The organism is Christensenella sp. KGMB01412 (assembly GCF_055522415.1).
The window spans coordinates 493,060-513,443 of record NZ_JBVFVW010000001.1; the positions used below are offsets into that span (position 1 = coordinate 493,060).

Below are 20,384 nucleotides of genomic sequence, written 5' to 3' on the forward strand. Positions count from 1 at the left end.
TTCCCCCTGCAAATTGTTTGTTACTCTATTGATGTCATACCTGTAAACACTGCTGCTATCCCACCAATCGCCCCTGCGTCTGTTCCAAATGAGGAGCGAAGTTTCTTTACATCCTTCACATGAGTCGGATAAGGCTTTTGATTGATGTATTTGACAGTTTTATAGAACAAAAGATCACTGCTCTCCATAAAATCACCGCCAAAAAAAATGACGTTCGGGCTCAATAGCCCAATAATATTTCCAAGCGCTACGCTTAAGTAATAAGCGCATTTATCAATGGCCTGCACACATACTTCATCACCTTTTTTTGCACTGCTTGAAACATCCTGGAACGTAATTTCCTGATCGAGGCTGAGTATGCTTTTTTCATTCTTTGCAAGCGCTTCGCGCACGTATCGTACCGCCGCCGCTCCATCTGCCTGAGCCTCCAGGCATCCGGCGCCACCGCAGGAACAAGGCTGCCCGCCAATTTGAACTGTCGTATGTCCGATCTCCATACTTCCATTATTATAGCCATGGAAGATTTTCCCTTCGATTACCATTCCACCGCCGATACCAACACCATACACGTTTGTCTGGAAGATTCGTTTATAACCGTTACTTTTACCAAACCAGTATTCACCGAGCGCGGCTGCTGGCGTCTCTTTTTCAAAGAAGGTCTTAATTCCGGTCCGGCCCGCAATGATATCCCTGATCGGTACATTGATCCATCCGGGAAGATTTGGCGGGTTTACCATTGTTCCCTGGATATGGTTACAGGGGCCCGGAACGGCAAGGCCAATTCCGATTACGTCTTGTTTTTTGATATTATGTTTTAAAATCATGCTCTCAATGATGAGCACCATTTTGTCGATTGTAAAATCCTTACCTCGCTGGACTTCTGCGTCCATATATATTTTATCGATAACGTTCCCCTGGAAATCGCTCATAACACATATGATTTGCGATGTATTGAGCTCAACGCCGATCGCATAACCGGCATTTGGATTAAGCTGCAGTAAAATTGGCTTTCTTCCCCCAGCCGATTCCCCACTGCCGATTTCCTGAATCAGCCCTCTTTCAAGCAGCTCCGTAATCAGGTTTGTAATCGTTCCGGTTGTGAGTTCCGTTTTTTTTACCAGATCCTTGCGGGAAATAACACCATACTTACGCACGATGCTTAAAACATTTTCGATGTTTATCTCTTTCATTTTCTGGCTGTTAATCTTTTGGTACCGCATAACACGCCCCGCAATATCTTGTTTTACATTCAGGTATTTAAATTTTATTTTGAAAGCTTAATTGAAAGATTAACGATTGGTTTAATAGATAGTTTAATCGTTAATAAAAGTATAGTAAAGTAATTTTGCATGGTCTTGGAATATTAGGTCATTTTTTGTAAAATCTTCTTTCCATTTTTTTCATTTCTTTTAAGAATAAATGAAAAAACGTATGAAAACCGCTTTATAAAGCCATTTTCATACGTTTTTATTTTTAGTGATTATTTTTATTCGTTTTAAACCGGATGTATCATGTTCTCTTTATCAAGCATTTCCGAATCCAGTTTGTATTGGTGTGCACGCCGGAATTCAAAGAATTTGGGGGCGACCTGCGGGAACATCGCATAGGTTACGATATCTTCCTCCTGCTCCATCCATCCCTTGACTTCTTCCCTGTATTTTTCCATTTCAGGCGGAAGAAGGTCTGCCGGGCGTACTGTGATAACCTCGTCGTCTCCAATACACTTTTTACGTACTTCTTCATTGACCGGAGCGGGCAACCTTCCATATTCCCCGCGCAGCATTGCCTTGGATTCCTTGGTGACCATCTTGTATCTCTCACCCGCAAGGACATTGAGCACCGCCTGCGTACCTACGATCTGGCTGGAAGGCGTAACGAGAGGCGGATAACCAAAGTCTTCGCGAACACGCGGAACCTCGGCCAAAACATCCATAAGTTTATCCTCTGCGCCGGATTGCTTCAGCTGGCTGATCAGGTTGGAAAGCATACCGCCCGGAACCTGATAAAGGAGCGTATTAATATCGATCCCCAATACTTTGGGATCAAGGAATCCGTCTGCTTTAAGACGATCCGCAACTTTTGTAAAATACTTCGCCGCTTCTGTCAGCTTGCCAAGATCGAGCCCTGTATCATATTCTGTACCGGCGAGCGTCGCCACAAGCGACTCAGTCGCAGGCTGCGACGTTCCGTTTCCAAGCGGAGACAATGCTGTATCCACGATATCCACACCTGCTTCGATTGCCTTCAGATATGTCATATCGCCAACACCGCTTGTGTTATGCGTGTGCAGGTGAATAGGAACCTTGATATGTTTTTTTAATGCGCTGACAAGGTTATACGCCTCATACGGAAGCAGCAGGTTTGCCATATCTTTGATGCAGATCGATTTAGCGCCCATTCCTTCAAGTTCCTGCGCCAGCTCGATAAAATAATCGAACGTATGCACCGGGCTTGTAGTATACGAAAGCGCAACCTCAGGCCATCCGCCATAACGGTTTGTGCTTTCGATCGACTGTCTCAGGTTTCTTGTATCGTTGAGCGCGTCAAAAATACGAATCACGTCAATCCCGTTTTCACATGCCTTTTTCACGAAAAAGTCGACTACATCATCCGCGTAATGCTTATATCCAAGCAGGTTTTGCCCGCGCAGGAGCATCTGAAGCTTGGTGTTTGGCATTGCTTTTCTTAATTTGCGCAGCCGTTCCCACGGATCCTCGTTTAAGAAGCGCAGGCACGCGTCAAAGGTAGCGCCGCCCCAGCATTCAATCGACCAGTATCCTATACTGTCCATCAGAGGAGCAATCGGAAGCATTTCTTCCGTCGTCATACGCGTCGCAGCCTGCGACTGGTGCGCGTCCCTCATGATGGTATCCATAATATTTACTTTTGCCATACTATTCCTCCTTCATTAGGCGAACATCGAAAGCAGCACACCTGCCGCTACCGCACTGCCAATAACCCCGGCAACATTTGGGCCCATCGCGTGCATCAACAGGAAGTTGGATGGATTTTCAGCCTGTCCGACCTTTTGCGATACACGTGCGGCCATCGGCACCGCCGATACGCCCGCAGATCCAATGAGCGGGTTGATCTTTCCGCCTGATAATTTACACATCAGTTTTCCAAGCATCACGCCTCCAAACGTACCAAAGCCAAAGGCAATAACGCCCAGGGCGATAATCAGGAGAGTATCCGGCGACAGGAACGTGGCGCCCTGCGTTGTTGCGCCAACGGATACGCCGAGGAATATCGTTACGATATTCATCAGTTCATTCTGCGCGGTGTTGGAAAGCCTGTCTACCACTCCGGATTCCCGCATCAGGTTACCCAACATGAGCATACCCACAAGCGGGGCTGCGGCCGGAACCAAAAGCGATACAAAAATCGTTACGGCAATCGGGAAAATGATTTTTTCCTTTTTCGATACGTGACGAAGCTGCTCCATCTTGATCGAGCGTTCTTCTTTTGTCGTACACAGCTTCATGATCGGCGGTTGTATAACCGGAACCAAAGCCATGTACGTATAGGCCGCGACCGCAATCGGGCCTAAATATTCTGGTGCAAGCTTGGACGTGACATAAATCGCCGTTGGTCCGTCCGCACCTCCAATAATACCGATCGAAGCCGCAATGTTCGGCGCAAAGCCAACGAGCAACGCAAGAATCAGCGCCAAAAAAATGCCAAGCTGCGCTGCCGCACCCATCAGTAAGCTTTTGGGATTTGCGATCAGCGGACCAAAATCCGTCATCGCTCCAACGCCAAGGAAAATAAGCGGCGGATAGATTCCAAGCTTTACCCCCAGGTATAAGTAGTCGAGCAAACCAGCCGTTGACTGGAAGTTTTGCCAGTCTACATGGCCGCCCTCAAAAAGTGCTGTGTGGTACATTTCCGCCATCGGCAGATTTGTGAGCAGCATACCAAACGCAATCGGAAGCAGCAAAAGCGGCTCGAATTTCTTTACGATCGCGAGGTATAGCAGTACGCACGCTATACCTATCATAACCCACTGCTGCCAATTCGTACCATTAAAAAAACCTGTAGTCTGTACAAAATTGACCAGTGTTTCGCCAAAATTACCCAAAATCAATCAACCTCCTTTATGAGAATAAGTCATATTTAACCAATTACCACAAGAAGGCTTCCTGTTTCTACACTTGCTCCTTTTGCTACAGATACTGCCGTCACGGTTCCCGCATGGGGCGCCATAATCTCGTTCTCCATTTTCATTGCTTCCAGAATCATAAGCACGTCGCCTTCCGCAACCTTCTGGCCGACTGTTACATTAACGCTTAGGATTGTACCGGGCATTGGAGCGCTTACCTGTGTGCCTCCCGCCGGAGCGGCGGCAGGCGCTGCTGCTGCAGGTGCCGGTGCGGGTGTTGGCGCCGCCTGTTGAACAGGGGCAGCCGGAGCCGCTGGTGCGGGTGTTGGCGTTTCCTGTGGAGTTGCCTGCGAAGCTGTTACTTCTTCCACATCCACATTATAAGTATTTCCATTTACATTAATTACAAATCTACGCATATTTGATTACCTCCGAAAATTTTACCAGTTTGTGATCTGTGAGTCTCTGCCTGCTTTATTCCATGCAGAAGGGCCATTTGTTCTCCTATAGGATCTGATCACAAATGGTGTTGACGCCTGTTCGCTCTCCATTGCCGCTGCGACTGCTGCCGTAAGCACTGCAAGCAGTTCGTCATCCTGCACCTGCAGGACGGGCGACTGTGGCAATGGTTCCGAAACCGCCTTTTCGACTCCGGATTCTTCCGCAGGCTTTTTCCGATCCTTCAAAACAATAGAAAGAACCGTTATAACGGCAATAATAAGAGCCAGACATACAAAGACAACCAATAGTCCGAGCGCGATAGACTGCCCGCCGATCGCCAGTTCCTGTGATAAATCAAGACCACTGTTCATAAAGCCCCACCTCTCTTACAGCGGAAGCACGCCGTGCTTTTTCGGCAGCTTGTTTTCACGCTTTGAGATTGTCATTTCCAGGGCCGACACAAGGATCTGCCGCGTATGGGCCGGTTCGATCACATCGTCTACTACGCCCTGCTCCGCCGCCTGCCATGGATTTGCATACTCTTCAATATACCGTTCCTTCATTTGCTGCTTTGCAGCAACGCCGTCCTGCGCCTTGCTGATTTCATCTTCATATAGGATAAGGGCGCCCGCTTCCGCAGGCATGGATGAAATCTCAGCGTTTGGCCACGCATACACCATATCGGCGCCAAGGGCCTTCGGACACATCATCGCGAAACCGTCGCCGACTGCTTTTCCCGTTACGACTGTCAGCTTCGGAATACCCGCCTGTGCATATGCGCCAATGAGGCGCGCCGCATTCGGAATCAATGCCTTTTGTTCCCATTCAATATTTACGCCCGAGCCGTTACAGTTTGCGAGCGTTATGACCGGAATATTAAACGCATCCAGCAATCCTATGAACCGCGCCGCTTTTTTGGCTGCATTGCAGGTCATCTCCTGATCCGCATTCGCCACAAAGCCGCAGACATTCCCCCCCAGTCTGCCAAATGCTGTGATTACGCCGGGCGCAAAGTGTGCGCCGCTTTCCAGAATGATTCCATGATCGGCAACCGCTGAAATAACAGCTTTTGCATCGTAGCCTTCTTCCCCTGTAAAAGGAAGTTGACGGTTTAAATCGTCCGTATCAAGCCCATAAGGCGCTTCGTCAAGATTATTGGATGGAAGGAAGGACAGAAGTGTTTTAACCGTATCAGCACATTCCTCTTCGTTTGCACATAAGAACTGCGAAATGCCTGTATTTTCATTATGATTGCGTGCTCCAAATTCTTGCGTCGCCTGAATGTTTTTGCCAAGCGCAGAACCGTAAATCTGCGGACCGTGCAGAGCAACCGCGGAAATTTCCTCCACCATAAGCGTAAAATCAGAAAGCGCAGCAATATATGCCGCCGTTCCAATGCAAGGGCCTGCAACAACTGTAATCGTTGGAATGACGCCCGAAAGCTCCGTCAGTTTGTTTAATATAGCGGCTGTACTTTCCACCGCAGCAATTCCTTCCGATATTCTCGCTCCGCCGGAATCTAAAACGCCAATAACAGGAACGCCATTCTTTGCCGCCATATCCATAACCTTCAGGATTTTTGCGGCATGTGCAGCAGATAACGAACCCGAAAGGACTGTGTAATCCTGTGCATATAGAAAAACAGGTCTTTCGTCTATCGTCCCATAACCGCATACCACGCCCTCGCCCGTCGCGCTTGCGGCCTCAAAACCGGGAGTGGAGAAGGTTCGCTTTACAAATTTTTCAATCTCGATGAAACTGCCCGCATCGAGCAATCGCTCCACTCTTTCGCGGGCTGTTTTCTTACCCGCTTCATGCTGAGCCTGAACCTTCTGTTGCCCGCCGCCGGCAAGAGCATCCAAATTCTTTTCTCTGAGCTCTTCCAGTTTGCCCATTACGTTACCTCCATATTAATAATGTATTTGTTTGAACAAAAAACTACCCTCTATTTTAACAATTCAACATTTCCCCTTCGTATCCCTGCAAAAAAATGATCAAAGGACAAATTTTTTCAAGTACGCAACTTCTTCTTTTGTCAGCATCCGGTAGGAACCCTTTTTCAGGTTCCCAAGCTTGATATCTCCTACCGCGACGCGCTTCAGATAGCATACGTTTTTTTCAATCGCCGCAAACATCCGCCGCACCTGCCTGTTTTTCCCTTCCGTAATAACGCAAAGGACTTCGCTCCTCAATCCGGAGCTGCTCAAAAGTTTCATGACGCACGGCGCCGTTTTATAGCCGTCGTCCAGAACCACTCCTTTGGATAGTTTTTCAAGCTCTTCTTCCGTAATTTCCGCATCAATGACGGCAAGGTACTTTTTTTGTACGTTATGCTTTGGGTGTGTAAGGGCATTCGTAAGCGATCCGTCATTGGTCATCAAAAGCAGGCCTTCGGTCGTAAAGTCAAGCCGTCCAACCGGATAGAGGCGTTCCTTCACATCCTTTACATATTGCATCACAGTTTTCCTGCCATTTTCATCATGACAGGTAGAAACGCATCCTGCCGGTTTATTCAGCATCAGATAGATTTTATTCTTTTCCGGCCTTACAACGCGGTTCATATACTTTACTTCGTCTTTTTCCGGATCGACAAGAAATCCCATTTCCCTGACAGTTTGTCCGTTGACTTCTACCCTGCCCGCGGCAATCAGTTCTTCCGCTTTTCTCCTGGAAGCAATCCCCGCGTTCGCTAAAAACTTTTGTAATCTCATCCGTTCTCCTTATTTATCTTATGTTAACCCGATACTATCATACAAAAACAGGAGCGCGAACCCAATTTGTTTCGGCACTCCTATGGTATTTAAAAGCTGTCTTCATCGGCCTGTGAGGATTCCTCCAACGCTTCAAAATCAATTTTCGGCAACTCCTCAAGCGATGCAATTCCAAAGTGTCTTAAAAATTCATCCGTCGTTGCGAAAAGCGACGGCCTGCCAAGCACATCCTTTCGTCCGATCACTTCGATAAGCCCTTTTTCCCTCAATGTAGAGATTGCATAATTTGAGCGTACGCCCCTTATTTCATCAATCTCCGCCCGCGTGACCGGCTGCTTATAGGCTATAATGCTGAGCGTTTCCAAAACAGAGGTAGAAAGAGACGTATGCTCATCCGGAGCAAGCAGGTCTTTAATATAGCCTCCATACACCGGATTTGTGCATAATTGCAGCTTGTCTCCAATTCGCGTTAAGAGAAGCCCTTCCTCCCTGTTTTTCTTTTCTTCGATGATTTCCTGCAGGATCACGTCAAGTTCATCGTCATCCATATCAAAAAGCTGTGCAAATACAGAAGTTTCAACTGCGTCGCCCGCCACAAAAAGCGTAGCCATTACCGCTCCGCATATTTCGTTTTTGTTCAATCTGCCATCCCTCCGTTTTGCTGCTCCAGAATAATATCCCCAAAAGCTGCCTTCTGGTTGATCATCAGCTTGCTGATGTGCCATAACTCAAGAAGGGCGATAAAGGTAACCGCTATCTCCATATGAGTGGCCTTTTCCTCAAACAGGGAAAAAAAGGATATCTTTTTTTCACGTTGCAGACGCTCCAGAATTTTTTTCTTCTGTACCCTGATGCTGAACATATCCTGCCTGATTTCAACATTACGGTATTGAACCGGTTCTTTTTTCCTGTTTTTCAGAACCGACAGGAAAGCAAGATAGAGTGCGTCCGTATCTGTACCTTCAATAACGATCTCCTGATCGGCGTCGATAATCTCTTCCGGCAGCTTATAATAAACGCCGCTTGCACCGCTTTCCATCCGGGCAAGCCTTTCACTTGCTTCCTTGTAAAGTTTGTATGCGCGCAGGCGTTCTATGAGCTCTGTTTCTGGATCAACAAAATTCTCATCTTCCGTTTCTTCGCGCCGCGCAGGCAGAAGCGAACGTGATTTGATGTATAGCAGCGTTGCCGCCATATTCAAAAATTCACTGGCGCGATCCATATCAAGCTCTTTGATTTCTTCCATATAGGAAAGATATTGCTCCGTAATCTCCGAAACAAAAATGTCCTGCAGGTCTATCTTCGCCTTGCTGACAAGGTGCAGCAGCAAATCCAGCGGCCCTTCAAACCGGGCAAGCTTAAAAAGCGGAATATGCGAACACATACGAACCCAGAAGCATTCCTTTCATTTGAGGTACAAACAGGCTGAAGAAAGAATCATAGACATTGATCAGCCAGATCGTGAAGCTTCCCAGAAGCCAGCCTGTAAAGCCAGTTATAATCAAAATCAAAAGGATAATAAACCCATAGCGGTAAAGCACATTCAATACCTTTGTCGCTTTATACGGCAGGAAGCTGCTCAGGAACTGAAACCCGTCAAGCGGCGGAATGGGGATCAGGTTGAAAATACCAAGCGTAATGCTTAGAACCATGATCGGCACCATAATATGAATGTATATCTCGTTGATAAATCCAAGCGCCATACTGATAAAGAGAATCGCCGCGACAATAAACGAGGTGATAAAGTTAGCAATAATACCCGAAAGCGATACAATGATGTTATCCCTCTTTGGATGCTTAAAATTACGTGAATTGATCGGCACGGGTTTCGCCCAGCCAAATCGGAACAACAGAAGGCAAATAAGCCCGACCGGATCAAGATGTTTCACCGGATCAAGCGTCATCCTTCCAAGGTTGCGCGCAGTTGAATCGCCGCACTTATAAGCGGCGTACGCATGCGCATACTCGTGAATAGAAAGCGCCAGCAACACTGCCGGAATACTATACAAAAGCGCCATCCAATAGTTTGGATTTGCAAAATTGCTAAAAATCATCTGACAAACCTCATATTTTCATAATTTACAGCATATAAACAAATGCCAGTGCACGGTACGCACATTAGAATGTATGCTGCATAGCAGTTCCACACAACGGTTGCTTTCACATCCATTTGAGAAACCGCAACCACATCGCCATGAAAGACGTATTAGTAAATTCTAACATATTCTACGATGATAATCAAAGTTTTGCGCTACCTAATTTTCTCAGGAAACCATCAACGAGAGCGCGCATTTTCGATGCGACCATTTTGCCCGCCTCCATGACCTCTTCCATTGTAAGCGCATGCTTTGCAACGCCTGCCGCAAGGTTACTGATACAGGAAATTGCAACGGTTTTTACGTCGGCGTGGGATGCAGCCACTACCTCATGCACCGTAGACATTCCAACCGCGTCAGCGCCAAGCACCCTGAGCGCACGGATTTCTGCCGGTGTTTCGTAAGACGGCCCTACCATGTATCCATATACGCCATGCTGCAAGTCGATCTTTTCCTCCGCTGCCACCTCGTCAAGCAGATCGTTCAGCTCTCCGGAATAAGCAAAGGACATATCAGGAAAACGCGGCCCAAGCTCGTCGATATTTGGTCCTGTAAGCGCGTTGTTCGCAGAAAAATTGATATGGTCTGTGATAACCATCAAATCTCCTGCGGAAAAATCCAGATTGACGCCTCCGGCCGCGTTGGTCAGCAATACATATTTTGCGCCAAGCATTAAAAGCGTGCGCAGCGGTACGACTGTTTCTGACGCGGTATAGCCCTCATAGCAATGAAAACGTCCGGATAAAAGAGCAATCTTCTTCCCTTCTTTACATCCGAAGGTCAGCTTCCCGGCGTGCCCCGGTGCGGTTGATACCGGAAAGCCCGGGATATCTGCGTAACAGAACTCTGCGACGACTTCATCGACCGTATCGCCATAATCGCCAAGCCCCGAACCTAAAACAATAACAACTTCCGGCTTAAAATCCGTTTTGGATTCAATATAATTCTTTGCTATCGTAAGTCTCTCTCTCATTCTGTTTCCTTTCCAGATTCAAACTGTAATAATATTTTTTCCGCCAATGCGGCAATAAACTCTCCGTTGGTCGGCTTACCCTTTTCTGCGCTGATCGTATAGCCGAAGTATTCGATAAAAGCATCCGGATCACCCCTGTCCGCAGCCGTTTCAATCGCATGCCTGATATTGCGTTCCACACATTTTTCAGTGGAACCATATTTCAGCGCCAGCGGACGGTATATGTTTTTATTGAGCGGACGAATACTCTGCTGATTTCGGCATACAAGCAAAAGCGCACCCTTCAAAAGCTTATAGCCCTGAATATTGGCGGGAACTCCAAGGCGTTTCAGTACCACTGAAATCCGCGCACTCAAAAGCTGGTCGCCATCCAGAAGGCTAAGCGACCTGTTGTACGTATGCAAATCCGCCGCATCAAGCAGTCGATCGACAAATATCTTTTTTACATATGGTTTTACAAAGATATAATTGGCTTCAAGCTCAAACGCCTTTTTGATGATCAGCTCCTGACTCAGGGAGGTAAGAACCAGTTTTACAACATCCTTATCGGCAAGCATGTGCTCCATCAGCGCAAAACCGTCGTATCCTGGTAAAATCGCCTCGACAAGAACCAGATCAGGATGATATCTGTCATAGAGTTCAAAGGCTTCTTCTCCGCTTGTCGTACCATAAAACGAATCCGAAACATCCTGTAGTATATCCCGGACCTGATTGACATATTCATTACTTTGCTCAACTATTAATGTGCGCCTGAATCTTGTCAACGCAATCCTCCGCCCGTTTAAAACGCATTTTTTAATTGCTCGGCATTCTCAATCAATTCCGCCGCATATTTCCTGGAGCTTTCCGTCTCGACACCCCCTGAGAGACGCGCAACTTCCTGCACGGTTTCATCTCTATTGAGCTTTCTTACCATAGTATTCGTCGTGTTCCCCTTTGAACTCTTTGAAATCAAAAAGTTCGTATCTGCCATTGCCGCAATCTGGGGAAGATGGGTAACGCAAATCACCTGACGCGACCTCGCGATTGACGCCATTTTCTCTGAAACAACAAGCGCCATTTTTCCGCTGATTCCGGTATCGATCTCATCAAAAATCAAGGTCGATATATCATCAATACCCGCAGATATATTTTTAAACGCAAGCATAATGCGCGATATTTCACCACCCGAAGCAGTTTTCGAAAGCGGCTTTAAGGGTTCTCCCATGTTGGTTGAAATATAAAACTCCATTTCATCGATCCCGCCGCCTGAAAAAACGGTATTCTCCAGAGCGGGAAGTTCCGCAAAACGCGCTTCGAATTTCGCGTTCTCCATGCCAAGATCATTCAACTCGGCAAGTATATTTTTTGACAGCTTTTGCGCCGCCTTTTTCCGTTCCGCGGATAATTTGATATATTCGGCATACAGCTTTTCCTGAATCAATTTTATGTCCACAGTCAGCTTTGCCGCGAGCTGCTCCGCATTTTGCAGCCGTTCAAGCTGTTCCTGTGCATCCGCGCAGTACGCAAGAACTTCTTCTTCCGTACCCCCATATTTCCGCATAAGCGTATTGATCTGCTCGATCCGCTCTTCTATCTCTGTCTGCCTCTGCTCGTCAAATAAAACATTTTCTGAATAGCTTCTCATGTCATGGGCGCATTCTTCCATCTCATAAGCCGCTTCGCGCAGCCGTTCAAGCGTCTTTTGATACTGCCCGTCATAGGAGGCTATCTGCTCTAAGCCGGTAATCGCGCTTTGCACGAGGGAAAGCGCGCTGCCGCCGTCTTCCCCGCCAAGGTATAATTGCATATATCCCATATTGAGCGTCTGTACGATAGACTGTGCATTACTCAGCTTTTCGCGTTCTTCCTTTAATGCGTCGCGTTCCCCCTCGCTCAGTTCAGCTTTGGTAATCTCTCCAATCTGGAATGATAAAAGGTCAATCGTGCGCATCCGCTCTTTTTCATCCCCGCCAGTGGCTTTCAGTTGTGCCTCAAAGCCCTTTAACTGTGCGTATAAATCCGCAATTTTTGCTTTTATCGGCTCCGTCTGTTTTTTGGAATAATTATCAACAAAAGCAAGATGGTTTTTCGCGTAAAGCAAGGACTGATGCTCGTGCTGTCCGTGAAGGTCTATGATTTGATCGGTCAGCTCTTTCAGCGTCGCCAAAGTCACGACCGTGCCGTTGATACGGCATATATTTTTCCCGCTGGATGACAGATCGCGCGACAGAATCAATTCTTCGTCCGGTTCCAGACCGTTTTCTTCAAAAAAACGTTCAAAAGCAGCCGGTTCGATAGAAAGCACAGCTTCTACATGCGCCCTTTCCTGCCCGGAACGGATCAATTCGCGGTCTGCGCGTTCCCCAAGCAACAAATTCATGGAATCCACAACAATAGACTTTCCCGCGCCTGTTTCGCCGGAAAGGACATTAAGCCCACCTGAAAATTCAATATTCAGTTCATCGATCAGCGCGATGTTTCTCACTGTCAGGCTGTGTATCATGCTTTACTGCTTTCTCCTACTTATTAACCATTTTAATAAAACGTTCTGCTATTTCTTCCGCCGCCTGCTCTGATACGGTCGCTACAAAAATCGTATTATCGCCGGCAAGGGTTCCCATCACGCCGCTGTAATGGAGACTGTCCACCACTTCTGCCGCAGCATTCGCGCTGCCTGAAAGCGTCTTGATCACTACAAGGTTTCCCGCGCTGTCCACCGACATAACAGTATCCTTGAAAATACGCATCATGATATCCATATCGTTCGCTTTATTCTTTTTATTGACTGCATATTTATACGCTCCGGAGGAGGACTGTACCTTAATGAGGTGCAACTCCTTGATATCACGCGAGATCGTCGCCTGCGTCACCCTGTAATCAGCCTTGTTCAAAAGCGTTACAAGCTCCTCCTGTGTTTCCACTTCATTGTTTTCAATGAGATCTAAAATTTTATTTTGTCTTTTGGATTTCATGAATTTGCTCCTATTTTTTTGTGATGCTCCACTGCGCAAGTTTGTCCTTGAGCTGCGGGAAAAAGTGATCGTTTGTGATTCGCAAAAAACGCGCTTTCAACTGCGACTTTTGAATCGTGACCTCATCCTGATCCGTCAGGAAATACGTTTCCTGCCCATCTGCCGAAAGCGTGACGTCCGACTCCCCCTCATGGGGCTTTACCATGATCGTATCGCTATACCGCGTTACAATACTGCGTGCATAAAGCGAATGGGAGCAAAGCGGCGTAATCAAGAAACAATTCACGTTTGGCGCAATAATCGGGCCGCCCGCCGACAGGGAATATGCCGTAGAACCTGTAGGGCTTGCTATCACGAGGCCGTCTCCATTATAAAGCTCCGCAAGATTTCCGTTCACATACAGGTCTACGCGCACCATGCGGGTTCGGTTTTCCTTTGTGATGATAAAATCGTTGAGCGCAATAAAGGAACGGTCCTTCCCTGTGATTTTTGCCTGCATCATCATTCGCTCGTCAAATACGTAATCCCCCGCCTTGATGCAGCGGATCATCATTCTCACATCAGGCAGATTGATCTCGCTCATAAAACCCAAATGACCGATATTGATTCCTACAAGCGCCGTACCAAAGGAAACATATTTTCGCGCCGCACGAAGAATTGTGCCGTCTCCGCCCAATATGAAAAGCACATCTGCTTCGGAAGCGTCCGTATATTCAGAAATGTCAAGAAGCCCGGCGGTTTCATCGTCGTAACAAATTTCACAGCCCTCTTCTTCAAAGATACGTATCACTTCTTTGGTCGCAAGCAGGTCCGGATCCTTATCTGCATTTGTATAAAGGCCGAATTTCAGCATGGGCACCTCTCATCCAAAACATTTATTTTACTTATTATACACTAAAAATGAATAGATATTCAAGATAAAACGCATATCTTATCTTCAATGGATAAATCCGTTAAAAACAAAACGGCACCCGTATTTCTTTCCTTAATATGAAAACGAATGCCGTTTTACCTACTATAACATATTCTATTTTGATTTCCAATCCAAACGCTGTTGATTCTTCTATTTTTTCTCGTTCAGAAGCTTCTTTTTCAGGTTGTAAAGGCCATCCGACAGATCCACCTTATAAAGATGCGGACGCTTGATGCGCCTGAATTCATCCCAGAAGGTCGCCATATCCTTACGTGCATATTCCTGGATATCCTTCAGACAGGGAGATTCATAAACCTGCTTGCCATCCACAAAAACAGGAACCAGCAGGTCGCGCAGCTCATAATCAACGATTGTCATCTTCTTCCATGTTTCAATCGGATCGAATATCGTAAGGGGCAGATTTGCATCGATCTCCTCGGATTCCAGCATGATAAGGTCCGCAATCGCCATGCCGTCAGCTTTGCTGTAAATTCGTTTTATTTTCTTGATACCCGGATTTGTGATTTTCCAGACATTTTCACTGATTTTAAGCTTTGGAATCATTTCGCCATCCACAATATTTGCGCTCAGCTTATATACTCCTCCAAGCGCAGGATGGTCATGGCCCGTGATTAACCTTGTTCCAACGCCCCATACATCAATTTTAGCGCCCTGCTGTTTCAAATCGGCAATCGTATATTCGTCAAGGTCGCTCGATGCAAATATCCTTGCATTTTGAAAACCTGCATCATCCAGCATTTTACGCGCACGCTTGGAAAGGTACGCCAGGTCGCCGGAATCCAGCCTGATTCCCACAGGCTCATAACCCTTTTCCCGCAGCTCTTTAAATACGGTGATCGCATTGGGAATGCCGCTTTTCAGCGTATCATAGGTGTCCACGAGAAGCATACAGCCAGATGGAAATGTTTGTGCATAGGCCCGGAACGCCGTCAGCTCGTCCGGGAAGCTCATAACCCAGCTATGTGCATGCGTTCCAGCAGCCGTAGCGCCGAACATCTGCGCTGTCAGGACATTTGAAGTTGACGTGCAACCACCGATCAGAGCCGCCCGTGCGCCGTAAATTCCCGCATCAGGCCCCTGTGCCCTGCGCAGTCCAAACTCCAGAACCGCATCGCCTTGCGCGGCATAAACAACCCTGCTCGCCTTTGTTGCAATCAGCGTCTGGTGATTCACCATATTAAGCAAAGCCGTTTCGATAAGCTGTGCCTGGCTGATTGGCGCGCTAACCCTTACGAGCGGCTCCATTGGAAAAACGACTGTTCCTTCCGGAATGGCATAAATTTCCCCGGTAAAACGAAGCTCCCGCAGGTAATCCATGAATTCCTCGTCAAAAAGGCCAAGGGAGCGAAGATATTTGATATCGTCTTCTTCGAACCGGAGATTGTTGATCAAATCAATCACCTGCTCCAGTCCCGCACAGACTGCATAATTCGTTTCATCCCCCTGCCGTCTGAAAAACAGATCATATACCGCTGTGTCGTCGTGTTTGCCGGCCTTGTAGTACCCATACATCATTGTAAGCTGATACAGATCGGTCAGCATTGTCAGATTTCTCAAGAATAACACCTACCTATTTTATTTTGTTTAAAATATTTAGTCACGCGAATGCTGTGACCTGCTTCATGATCCGAAATCCCTTCTCGCGCAAGGGCATCCGGTGCTGTGTATAAAAAATGAAAAGCGGAATCATCTTCCGCTTTTTTTATCACTAAATCAAGCCTCTTCAGGCTCTGTTTTTTCTGTTTTGCAGTACCGTCCCTCATAAAGCGCATTTGGCTTATTACGCTTACGCATCACAATCAGGTAGATTACGCCAATCGCAACCAGAACCGCAGACAGGAACTGGGAAACGGGAACGCCGGGCATGAGCTCGAGCGTTTGTATCCTGATCCCTTCGATCCAAAATCTTCCGATACCATATCCGATCAAATACATTGCAAATACATTTCCATCGTGCTTTGCCTTTCGCGAATACCATAGCAGCAGTGCCAAAACGCCAAGGTCCCACATGCTTTCATAGAAAAAAGTTGCAAGGTGCCATTGCCCGTCTGCCTGTGCAAATACGCCATATGGGAAAAACTGCAAATTTGGATCGTTGATCACAAGGCCATAAGCCTCCTGATTGACAAAATTTCCCCACCGACCGATCGCCTGACCGAGAATCAGGCCCGGCGCACATATATCAAGCAGCCTCCCGAGCGGAAATTTTCGCCATTTTGCAATAATGACCGCCGCAATAATACCGCCGATCAACGCACCATAAATCGCAATTCCACCATTCCAGACCGCAACGATCTCATCGAGGTGCTGCGAATAATATTCCCATTCAAAAGCCACATAATAAATACGCGCCCCAACAATAGACAGTGGCAATGCCAAAATCATAAAATCGATCAGCAGCTCCGAAGTATATCCCCTGCGTTTTGCTTCGTATATGGCAACAAGAACGCCAAGGACAATGCCGCACGCAATCAAAATTCCATACCACGCGACATCCAGTCCCTCTACTCCAAATAAATTATGGATCGCTATTTTATCCGGCATACTCATATCATCATTTCCCCAGTTTTATTCAGGCGGTTTCTATTTTAGCCGCATCTTTAAGGTCCAGTTCCTCGATCGCCCATTCGCGCATCTTATATTTCTGTATCTTTCCGCTTGCCGTCATCGGGAAGCTGTCCACAAAACGCACGTAGCGTGGCGCTTTAAACCTCGAAAGACCATTTTTGACGAATTCGATCATTTCTTCCTCTGTCGCTTTCTGGCCTTCCTTTAAAATAATGCAGGCAAGCACTTCCTCGCCATAACGCTTATCCGGCACGCCGATTACCTGTACATCGCGCACTTTTTCATTTGTATACAGGAATTCCTCAATCTCGCGCGGATAAATATTCTCTCCGCCACGAATGATCATATCCTTTAGACGGCCTGTTATTTTAAAATAGCCGTTCTGATCCATTGTACCAAGATCGCCCGTATGCAGCCAACCTTCCTCATCGACAGCCTGCGCCGTTGCCTCAGGCATTTTGTAATAGCCCTTCATGATATTATAACCGCGGCCAACGATCTCTCCCTGTACGTCAAACGGCGCGTCTTCCCCTGTTTCAGGATCCACAATTTTGACTTCCACACCCGGAATCTGTTTTCCAACGGTCGCTACGCGAACCTCGAGCGGATCGTCCGTAGTCGTCATCGTCATCGCGGGAGAAGCTTCCGTCTGACCATAAGTAATCGTAATTTCACTCATATTCATGTCGCTCATTGCGCGCTTCATAAATTCGATCGGGCAAGGTGAACCCGCCATAATGCCCGTCCTGAGCGAAGAAAAATCATATTTATCAAAATCCGGATGATCCAGCATGGAAATAAACATTGTCGGCACGCCGTGTACTGCGGTACATTTTTCCATTTGAATCGCGTTCATAACCTTAACCGGATTGAAGTGGTCGATCAGCACCATTGTTGCCGCATGGGTATAAGACGCCATTACGCCAAGCACGCAGCCAAAGCAATGGAACAACGGAACCGGAATACACAAAATATCATTGTGCGTAAACTTCATACAATCCCCGATTGCCATGCCGTTATTAACCAAATTATAGTGCGTCAGCATAACGCCCTTTGGGAACCCGGTTGTTCCGGACGTATACTGCATATTAATGACATCGTGGATGTCGAGTTCCTTCTTCCTTGCTTCAAGCTCGTCCTGCGATACGCGGTCTGCAAAGGAAAAAATATCGTCCCACAAAAACATACCCGGATGCCTTTCCTCGTCCAGAAAAATAACATTTTTCAGGAATGGAAGCTTCTCTGAAACGAGTTCGCCGGGCTTACTGTCCTTAAGCTCCGGACAAAGGCCGTTGATATGGTCGACGTAATAATTATCTTTAACCCCGCCCATCATAATGAGCGTTGTCGTGTCGCTCTGCTTGAGCAAATATTCGAGCTCAAATTGTTTATAATTTGTGTTGACCGTAACCATAACGGCCCCCATTTTAGCAGTTGCAAACTGAGTGATGATCCATTGCGGATAATTGCTCGCCCAAATCGAGACTTTATCGCCCTTCTGAATCCCCATTCCCATGAATCCGCGCGCAACCCGATCTGTCAGCTCGTTGAATTCCTTATAAGTATAGCGAACATCCAAATAAGGCGAGATAACAGCATCATGATCCGGATACTGCGCCGCTTGCTTTTCCAATAAATCCCCGATCGTTATTTCCATCAGTGCAGACATTTGTGAGTGCCTCCTTGAGATTCTTAAAACTTAACTTTTACATTCTATCAAAAATATACTCTTTTAGCAATATTAGGCCTAAAAGATTTTATTGCTCCAGTTCCCGAAAAAAAAGAACGCAGTATGCGTTCTTTTTTGAAACGATTGTTAAATGATATGGTTTATAAACTTTTTCTTTTCCTGAAAGCATCGCGCCCTGCATATACGGCGGCTGTTCCAAGGGCCTCTTCAATGCGAAGCAGTCGGTTGTATTTTGCAACGCGATCTGTACGACTGGGAGCGCCTGTTTTGATTTGCCCGGCGCCTGTAGCCACAGCAATATCTGCAATACTCGTATCTTCCGTCTCGCCTGAACGATGGGAAATAATTGCCGTATATCCTGCATTTACCGCCATATATACCGCCTCGAAGGTCTCCGTAAGCGTACCAATCTGATTTACTTTAATCAGTATCGAATTACCCGCGCCTGTCTCAATTCCTTTTTGCAGCCGCTCGGTATTGGTGACAAACAGATCGTCCCCCACAAGCTGGACGGGCACTTGTTTTGTCATCTCCGTCCATCCTTCCCAGTCGCGGTCTGAAAGACCGTCCTCAATCGACAGAATCGGATATTTATCGCTCAATTTTTTCCAGTGGGCGATCAGCTCTTCTTCCTTCAACTGTTGTTGCTTTTTGAGCATCGTATATTGACCGTCTGCATACCATTCGCTGCTTGCGGCATCCAGTGCGATACCAATATCGTCAGTCTTATATCCTGCCGCCTGAATCGCTTCCAATATGGTTTCAATGGCTTCCTCGTCACTGGCAAGATCAGGTGCAAAGCCTCCTTCGTCGCCCACGGCGGTAGAAAGTCCCTTTCCCTTCAAAATCGAGCCGAGCGCATGATAGACCTCAACTCCCCACCGAAGAGCCTCGTGAAAGCTTGGCGCCCCTAGGGGCACGATCATAAATTCCTGTACATCGATATTGTTTGACGCATGTTTTCCGCCATTTAAGATATTCATCATCGGCACGGGTAAAACGCGCGCCATCGTTCCGCCAAGATAATGATACAACGGCACCTGCTGCGCGTTTGCAGCCGCCCGCGCATTTGCAAGCGAAACTGCAAGAATTGCATTCGCGCCAAGGCCCGCCTTATTTGGCGTTCCGTCAAGTTCGTTCAGCGTTTGGTCAAGCAGTATTTGCTTTGACGCGTCCATACCACGGATTGCAGTGGAAATCTTTTCATCGATATTTTTAACCGCAGTAAGGACACCCTTTCCGCCAAACCGATCCATATCTTCATCACGCAATTCATGCGCCTCATACATTCCTGTGGATGCACCCGACGGCACGCTGGCAGTACCTGTTGCACCGCACGCGAGCATCACCTCGGCTTCTACCGTAGGATTTCCTCTGGAATCAATGATTTCCCTTCCGTGCACCGATTCGATTTCATACGGTTTGTTCATAGAGATATCCTCCTGTTTTCAATATTTATCTGTTTTCTATTAGTAAACGCAAACGAGAAGCTTAACGCCCAATTTTAAGAAGATTTTTTGGGATGGGATGTGTATATGGCTTTCAATCGATAAACTCACTTGGAATTACATGCACTGCGGCATTCAAAACGATGAGATAATAAAAAAGGGACAAAGCAAGCTTTATCCCAATCTGGCAGCGGAATAAGGGCTCGAACCTTAACTAAACGAGTCAGAGTCGTTTGTGCTACCATTACACAATTCCGCTATCTCTATAAATATGCCCCAAAGTGCCGTACGCCTTGATTCTAAAACCCGCCTCACGGCAGGTGGGTATCCCGCTCACAGCTTTAGGCTTTCCGCACGTAACGGACCTGCACACCGCTGTAAAGACATCTGATTCCCGAATTTAGAATGTGGGTTTAAAACACAAAGCGTTACGCACACCCCAGGAAACTGAATCTCTTTTGTTCGTC

At 46.9% G+C, this 20,384-nt stretch carries 19 protein-coding genes, 1 tRNA gene and 1 other RNA gene; all 21 read right to left on the minus strand.

The window, feature by feature from the left end; all coding sequences use genetic code 11:
- Positions 1-20 precede the first annotated feature (20 nt).
- The 21 genes from ACS5WU_RS02360 to ssrS all read right to left on the minus strand — a co-directional run bounded on the left by ACS5WU_RS02360 (position 21) and on the right by ssrS (position 20,366).
- Entirely contained in the window at positions 21-1,190 is a 1,170-nt protein-coding gene (locus ACS5WU_RS02360; RefSeq protein WP_160295658.1) for an ROK family transcriptional regulator, read from the minus strand.
- A gap of 305 nt (positions 1,191-1,495) precedes the next feature.
- Complete coding sequence (locus tag ACS5WU_RS02365; protein WP_302760923.1) at positions 1,496-2,893, minus strand: oxaloacetate decarboxylase subunit alpha; 1,398 nt, start codon at positions 2,891-2,893, stop codon at positions 1,496-1,498.
- Positions 2,894-2,908: 15 nt separating this feature from the next.
- Positions 2,909-4,084, minus strand: coding sequence for a sodium ion-translocating decarboxylase subunit beta (locus ACS5WU_RS02370; protein ID WP_414734464.1), 1,176 nt, complete (start codon positions 4,082-4,084; stop codon positions 2,909-2,911).
- 32 nt (positions 4,085-4,116) lie between these two features.
- The gene (locus ACS5WU_RS02375; RefSeq protein ID WP_302761664.1) at positions 4,117-4,521 is read right to left on the minus strand and encodes a biotin/lipoyl-containing protein; all 405 of its coding nucleotides are present in this window, start codon (positions 4,519-4,521) and stop codon (positions 4,117-4,119) included.
- 21 nt (positions 4,522-4,542) lie between these two features.
- Entirely contained in the window at positions 4,543-4,914 is a 372-nt protein-coding gene (locus ACS5WU_RS02380) for an OadG family protein (protein ID WP_059109293.1), read from the minus strand.
- Between the two features lie 15 nt (positions 4,915-4,929).
- On the minus strand, positions 4,930-6,438 hold the full coding sequence (locus tag ACS5WU_RS02385) for an acyl-CoA carboxylase subunit beta (RefSeq protein WP_302761661.1): 1,509 nt from the start codon (positions 6,436-6,438) through the stop codon (positions 4,930-4,932).
- Positions 6,439-6,537: 99 nt separating this feature from the next.
- Positions 6,538-7,254, minus strand: coding sequence for a pseudouridine synthase (locus ACS5WU_RS02390; RefSeq protein WP_302761659.1), 717 nt, complete (start codon positions 7,252-7,254; stop codon positions 6,538-6,540).
- A gap of 89 nt (positions 7,255-7,343) precedes the next feature.
- Entirely contained in the window at positions 7,344-7,895 is a 552-nt protein-coding gene (scpB, locus tag ACS5WU_RS02395; RefSeq protein WP_059109290.1) for an SMC-Scp complex subunit ScpB, read from the minus strand.
- Positions 7,892-8,638 carry a segregation and condensation protein A gene (locus tag ACS5WU_RS02400; RefSeq protein WP_302761656.1) on the minus strand — a complete coding sequence of 249 codons (747 nt, stop codon included), beginning with the start codon at positions 8,636-8,638 and terminating at the stop codon, positions 7,892-7,894. The genes scpB and ACS5WU_RS02400 overlap by 4 nt, the downstream gene beginning before the upstream one ends.
- Entirely contained in the window at positions 8,613-9,308 is a 696-nt protein-coding gene (locus tag ACS5WU_RS02405; protein WP_052740570.1) for a site-2 protease family protein, read from the minus strand. Before ACS5WU_RS02405 ends, ACS5WU_RS02400 begins: the two co-directional genes overlap by 26 nt.
- Before the next feature lie 184 nt (positions 9,309-9,492).
- The gene (locus ACS5WU_RS02410; protein ID WP_465088911.1) at positions 9,493-10,323 is read right to left on the minus strand and encodes a purine-nucleoside phosphorylase; all 831 of its coding nucleotides are present in this window, start codon (positions 10,321-10,323) and stop codon (positions 9,493-9,495) included.
- Positions 10,320-11,087: a sporulation initiation factor Spo0A C-terminal domain-containing protein gene (locus ACS5WU_RS02415; RefSeq protein WP_046444386.1), complete on the minus strand. Its 768-nt coding sequence runs from the start codon at positions 11,085-11,087 to the stop codon at positions 10,320-10,322. The genes ACS5WU_RS02410 and ACS5WU_RS02415 overlap by 4 nt, the downstream gene beginning before the upstream one ends.
- Positions 11,088-11,104: 17 nt before the next feature.
- The gene (gene recN / locus ACS5WU_RS02420) at positions 11,105-12,808 is read right to left on the minus strand and encodes a DNA repair protein RecN (protein ID WP_302761651.1); all 1,704 of its coding nucleotides are present in this window, start codon (positions 12,806-12,808) and stop codon (positions 11,105-11,107) included.
- A 16-nt stretch (positions 12,809-12,824) separates the two neighbouring features.
- Positions 12,825-13,277: an arginine repressor gene (locus ACS5WU_RS02425; protein WP_046444388.1), complete on the minus strand. Its 453-nt coding sequence runs from the start codon at positions 13,275-13,277 to the stop codon at positions 12,825-12,827.
- A gap of 10 nt (positions 13,278-13,287) precedes the next feature.
- A complete protein-coding gene (locus ACS5WU_RS02430) occupies positions 13,288-14,130 on the minus strand; it encodes an NAD(+)/NADH kinase (RefSeq protein ID WP_046444389.1) in 843 nt (280 codons plus the stop codon).
- Positions 14,131-14,340: 210 nt separating this feature from the next.
- The gene (locus tag ACS5WU_RS02435) at positions 14,341-15,753 is read right to left on the minus strand and encodes a nicotinate phosphoribosyltransferase (protein WP_302760426.1); all 1,413 of its coding nucleotides are present in this window, start codon (positions 15,751-15,753) and stop codon (positions 14,341-14,343) included.
- A 171-nt stretch (positions 15,754-15,924) separates the two neighbouring features.
- Entirely contained in the window at positions 15,925-16,761 is an 837-nt protein-coding gene (gene lgt, locus ACS5WU_RS02440) for a prolipoprotein diacylglyceryl transferase (protein WP_235811579.1), read from the minus strand.
- 22 nt (positions 16,762-16,783) lie between these two features.
- Positions 16,784-18,448, minus strand: coding sequence for an AMP-binding protein (locus ACS5WU_RS02445; protein ID WP_302760425.1), 1,665 nt, complete (start codon positions 18,446-18,448; stop codon positions 16,784-16,786).
- Positions 18,449-18,609: 161 nt separating this feature from the next.
- The gene (gene eno / locus ACS5WU_RS02450) at positions 18,610-19,899 is read right to left on the minus strand and encodes a phosphopyruvate hydratase (RefSeq protein WP_046444392.1); all 1,290 of its coding nucleotides are present in this window, start codon (positions 19,897-19,899) and stop codon (positions 18,610-18,612) included.
- Between the two features lie 203 nt (positions 19,900-20,102).
- Positions 20,103-20,176, minus strand: a tRNA-Gln gene (locus tag ACS5WU_RS02455).
- Between the two features lie 10 nt (positions 20,177-20,186).
- Positions 20,187-20,366, minus strand: a non-coding RNA gene (gene ssrS / locus ACS5WU_RS02460) — 6S RNA.
- Positions 20,367-20,384: the final 18 nt, after the last annotated feature.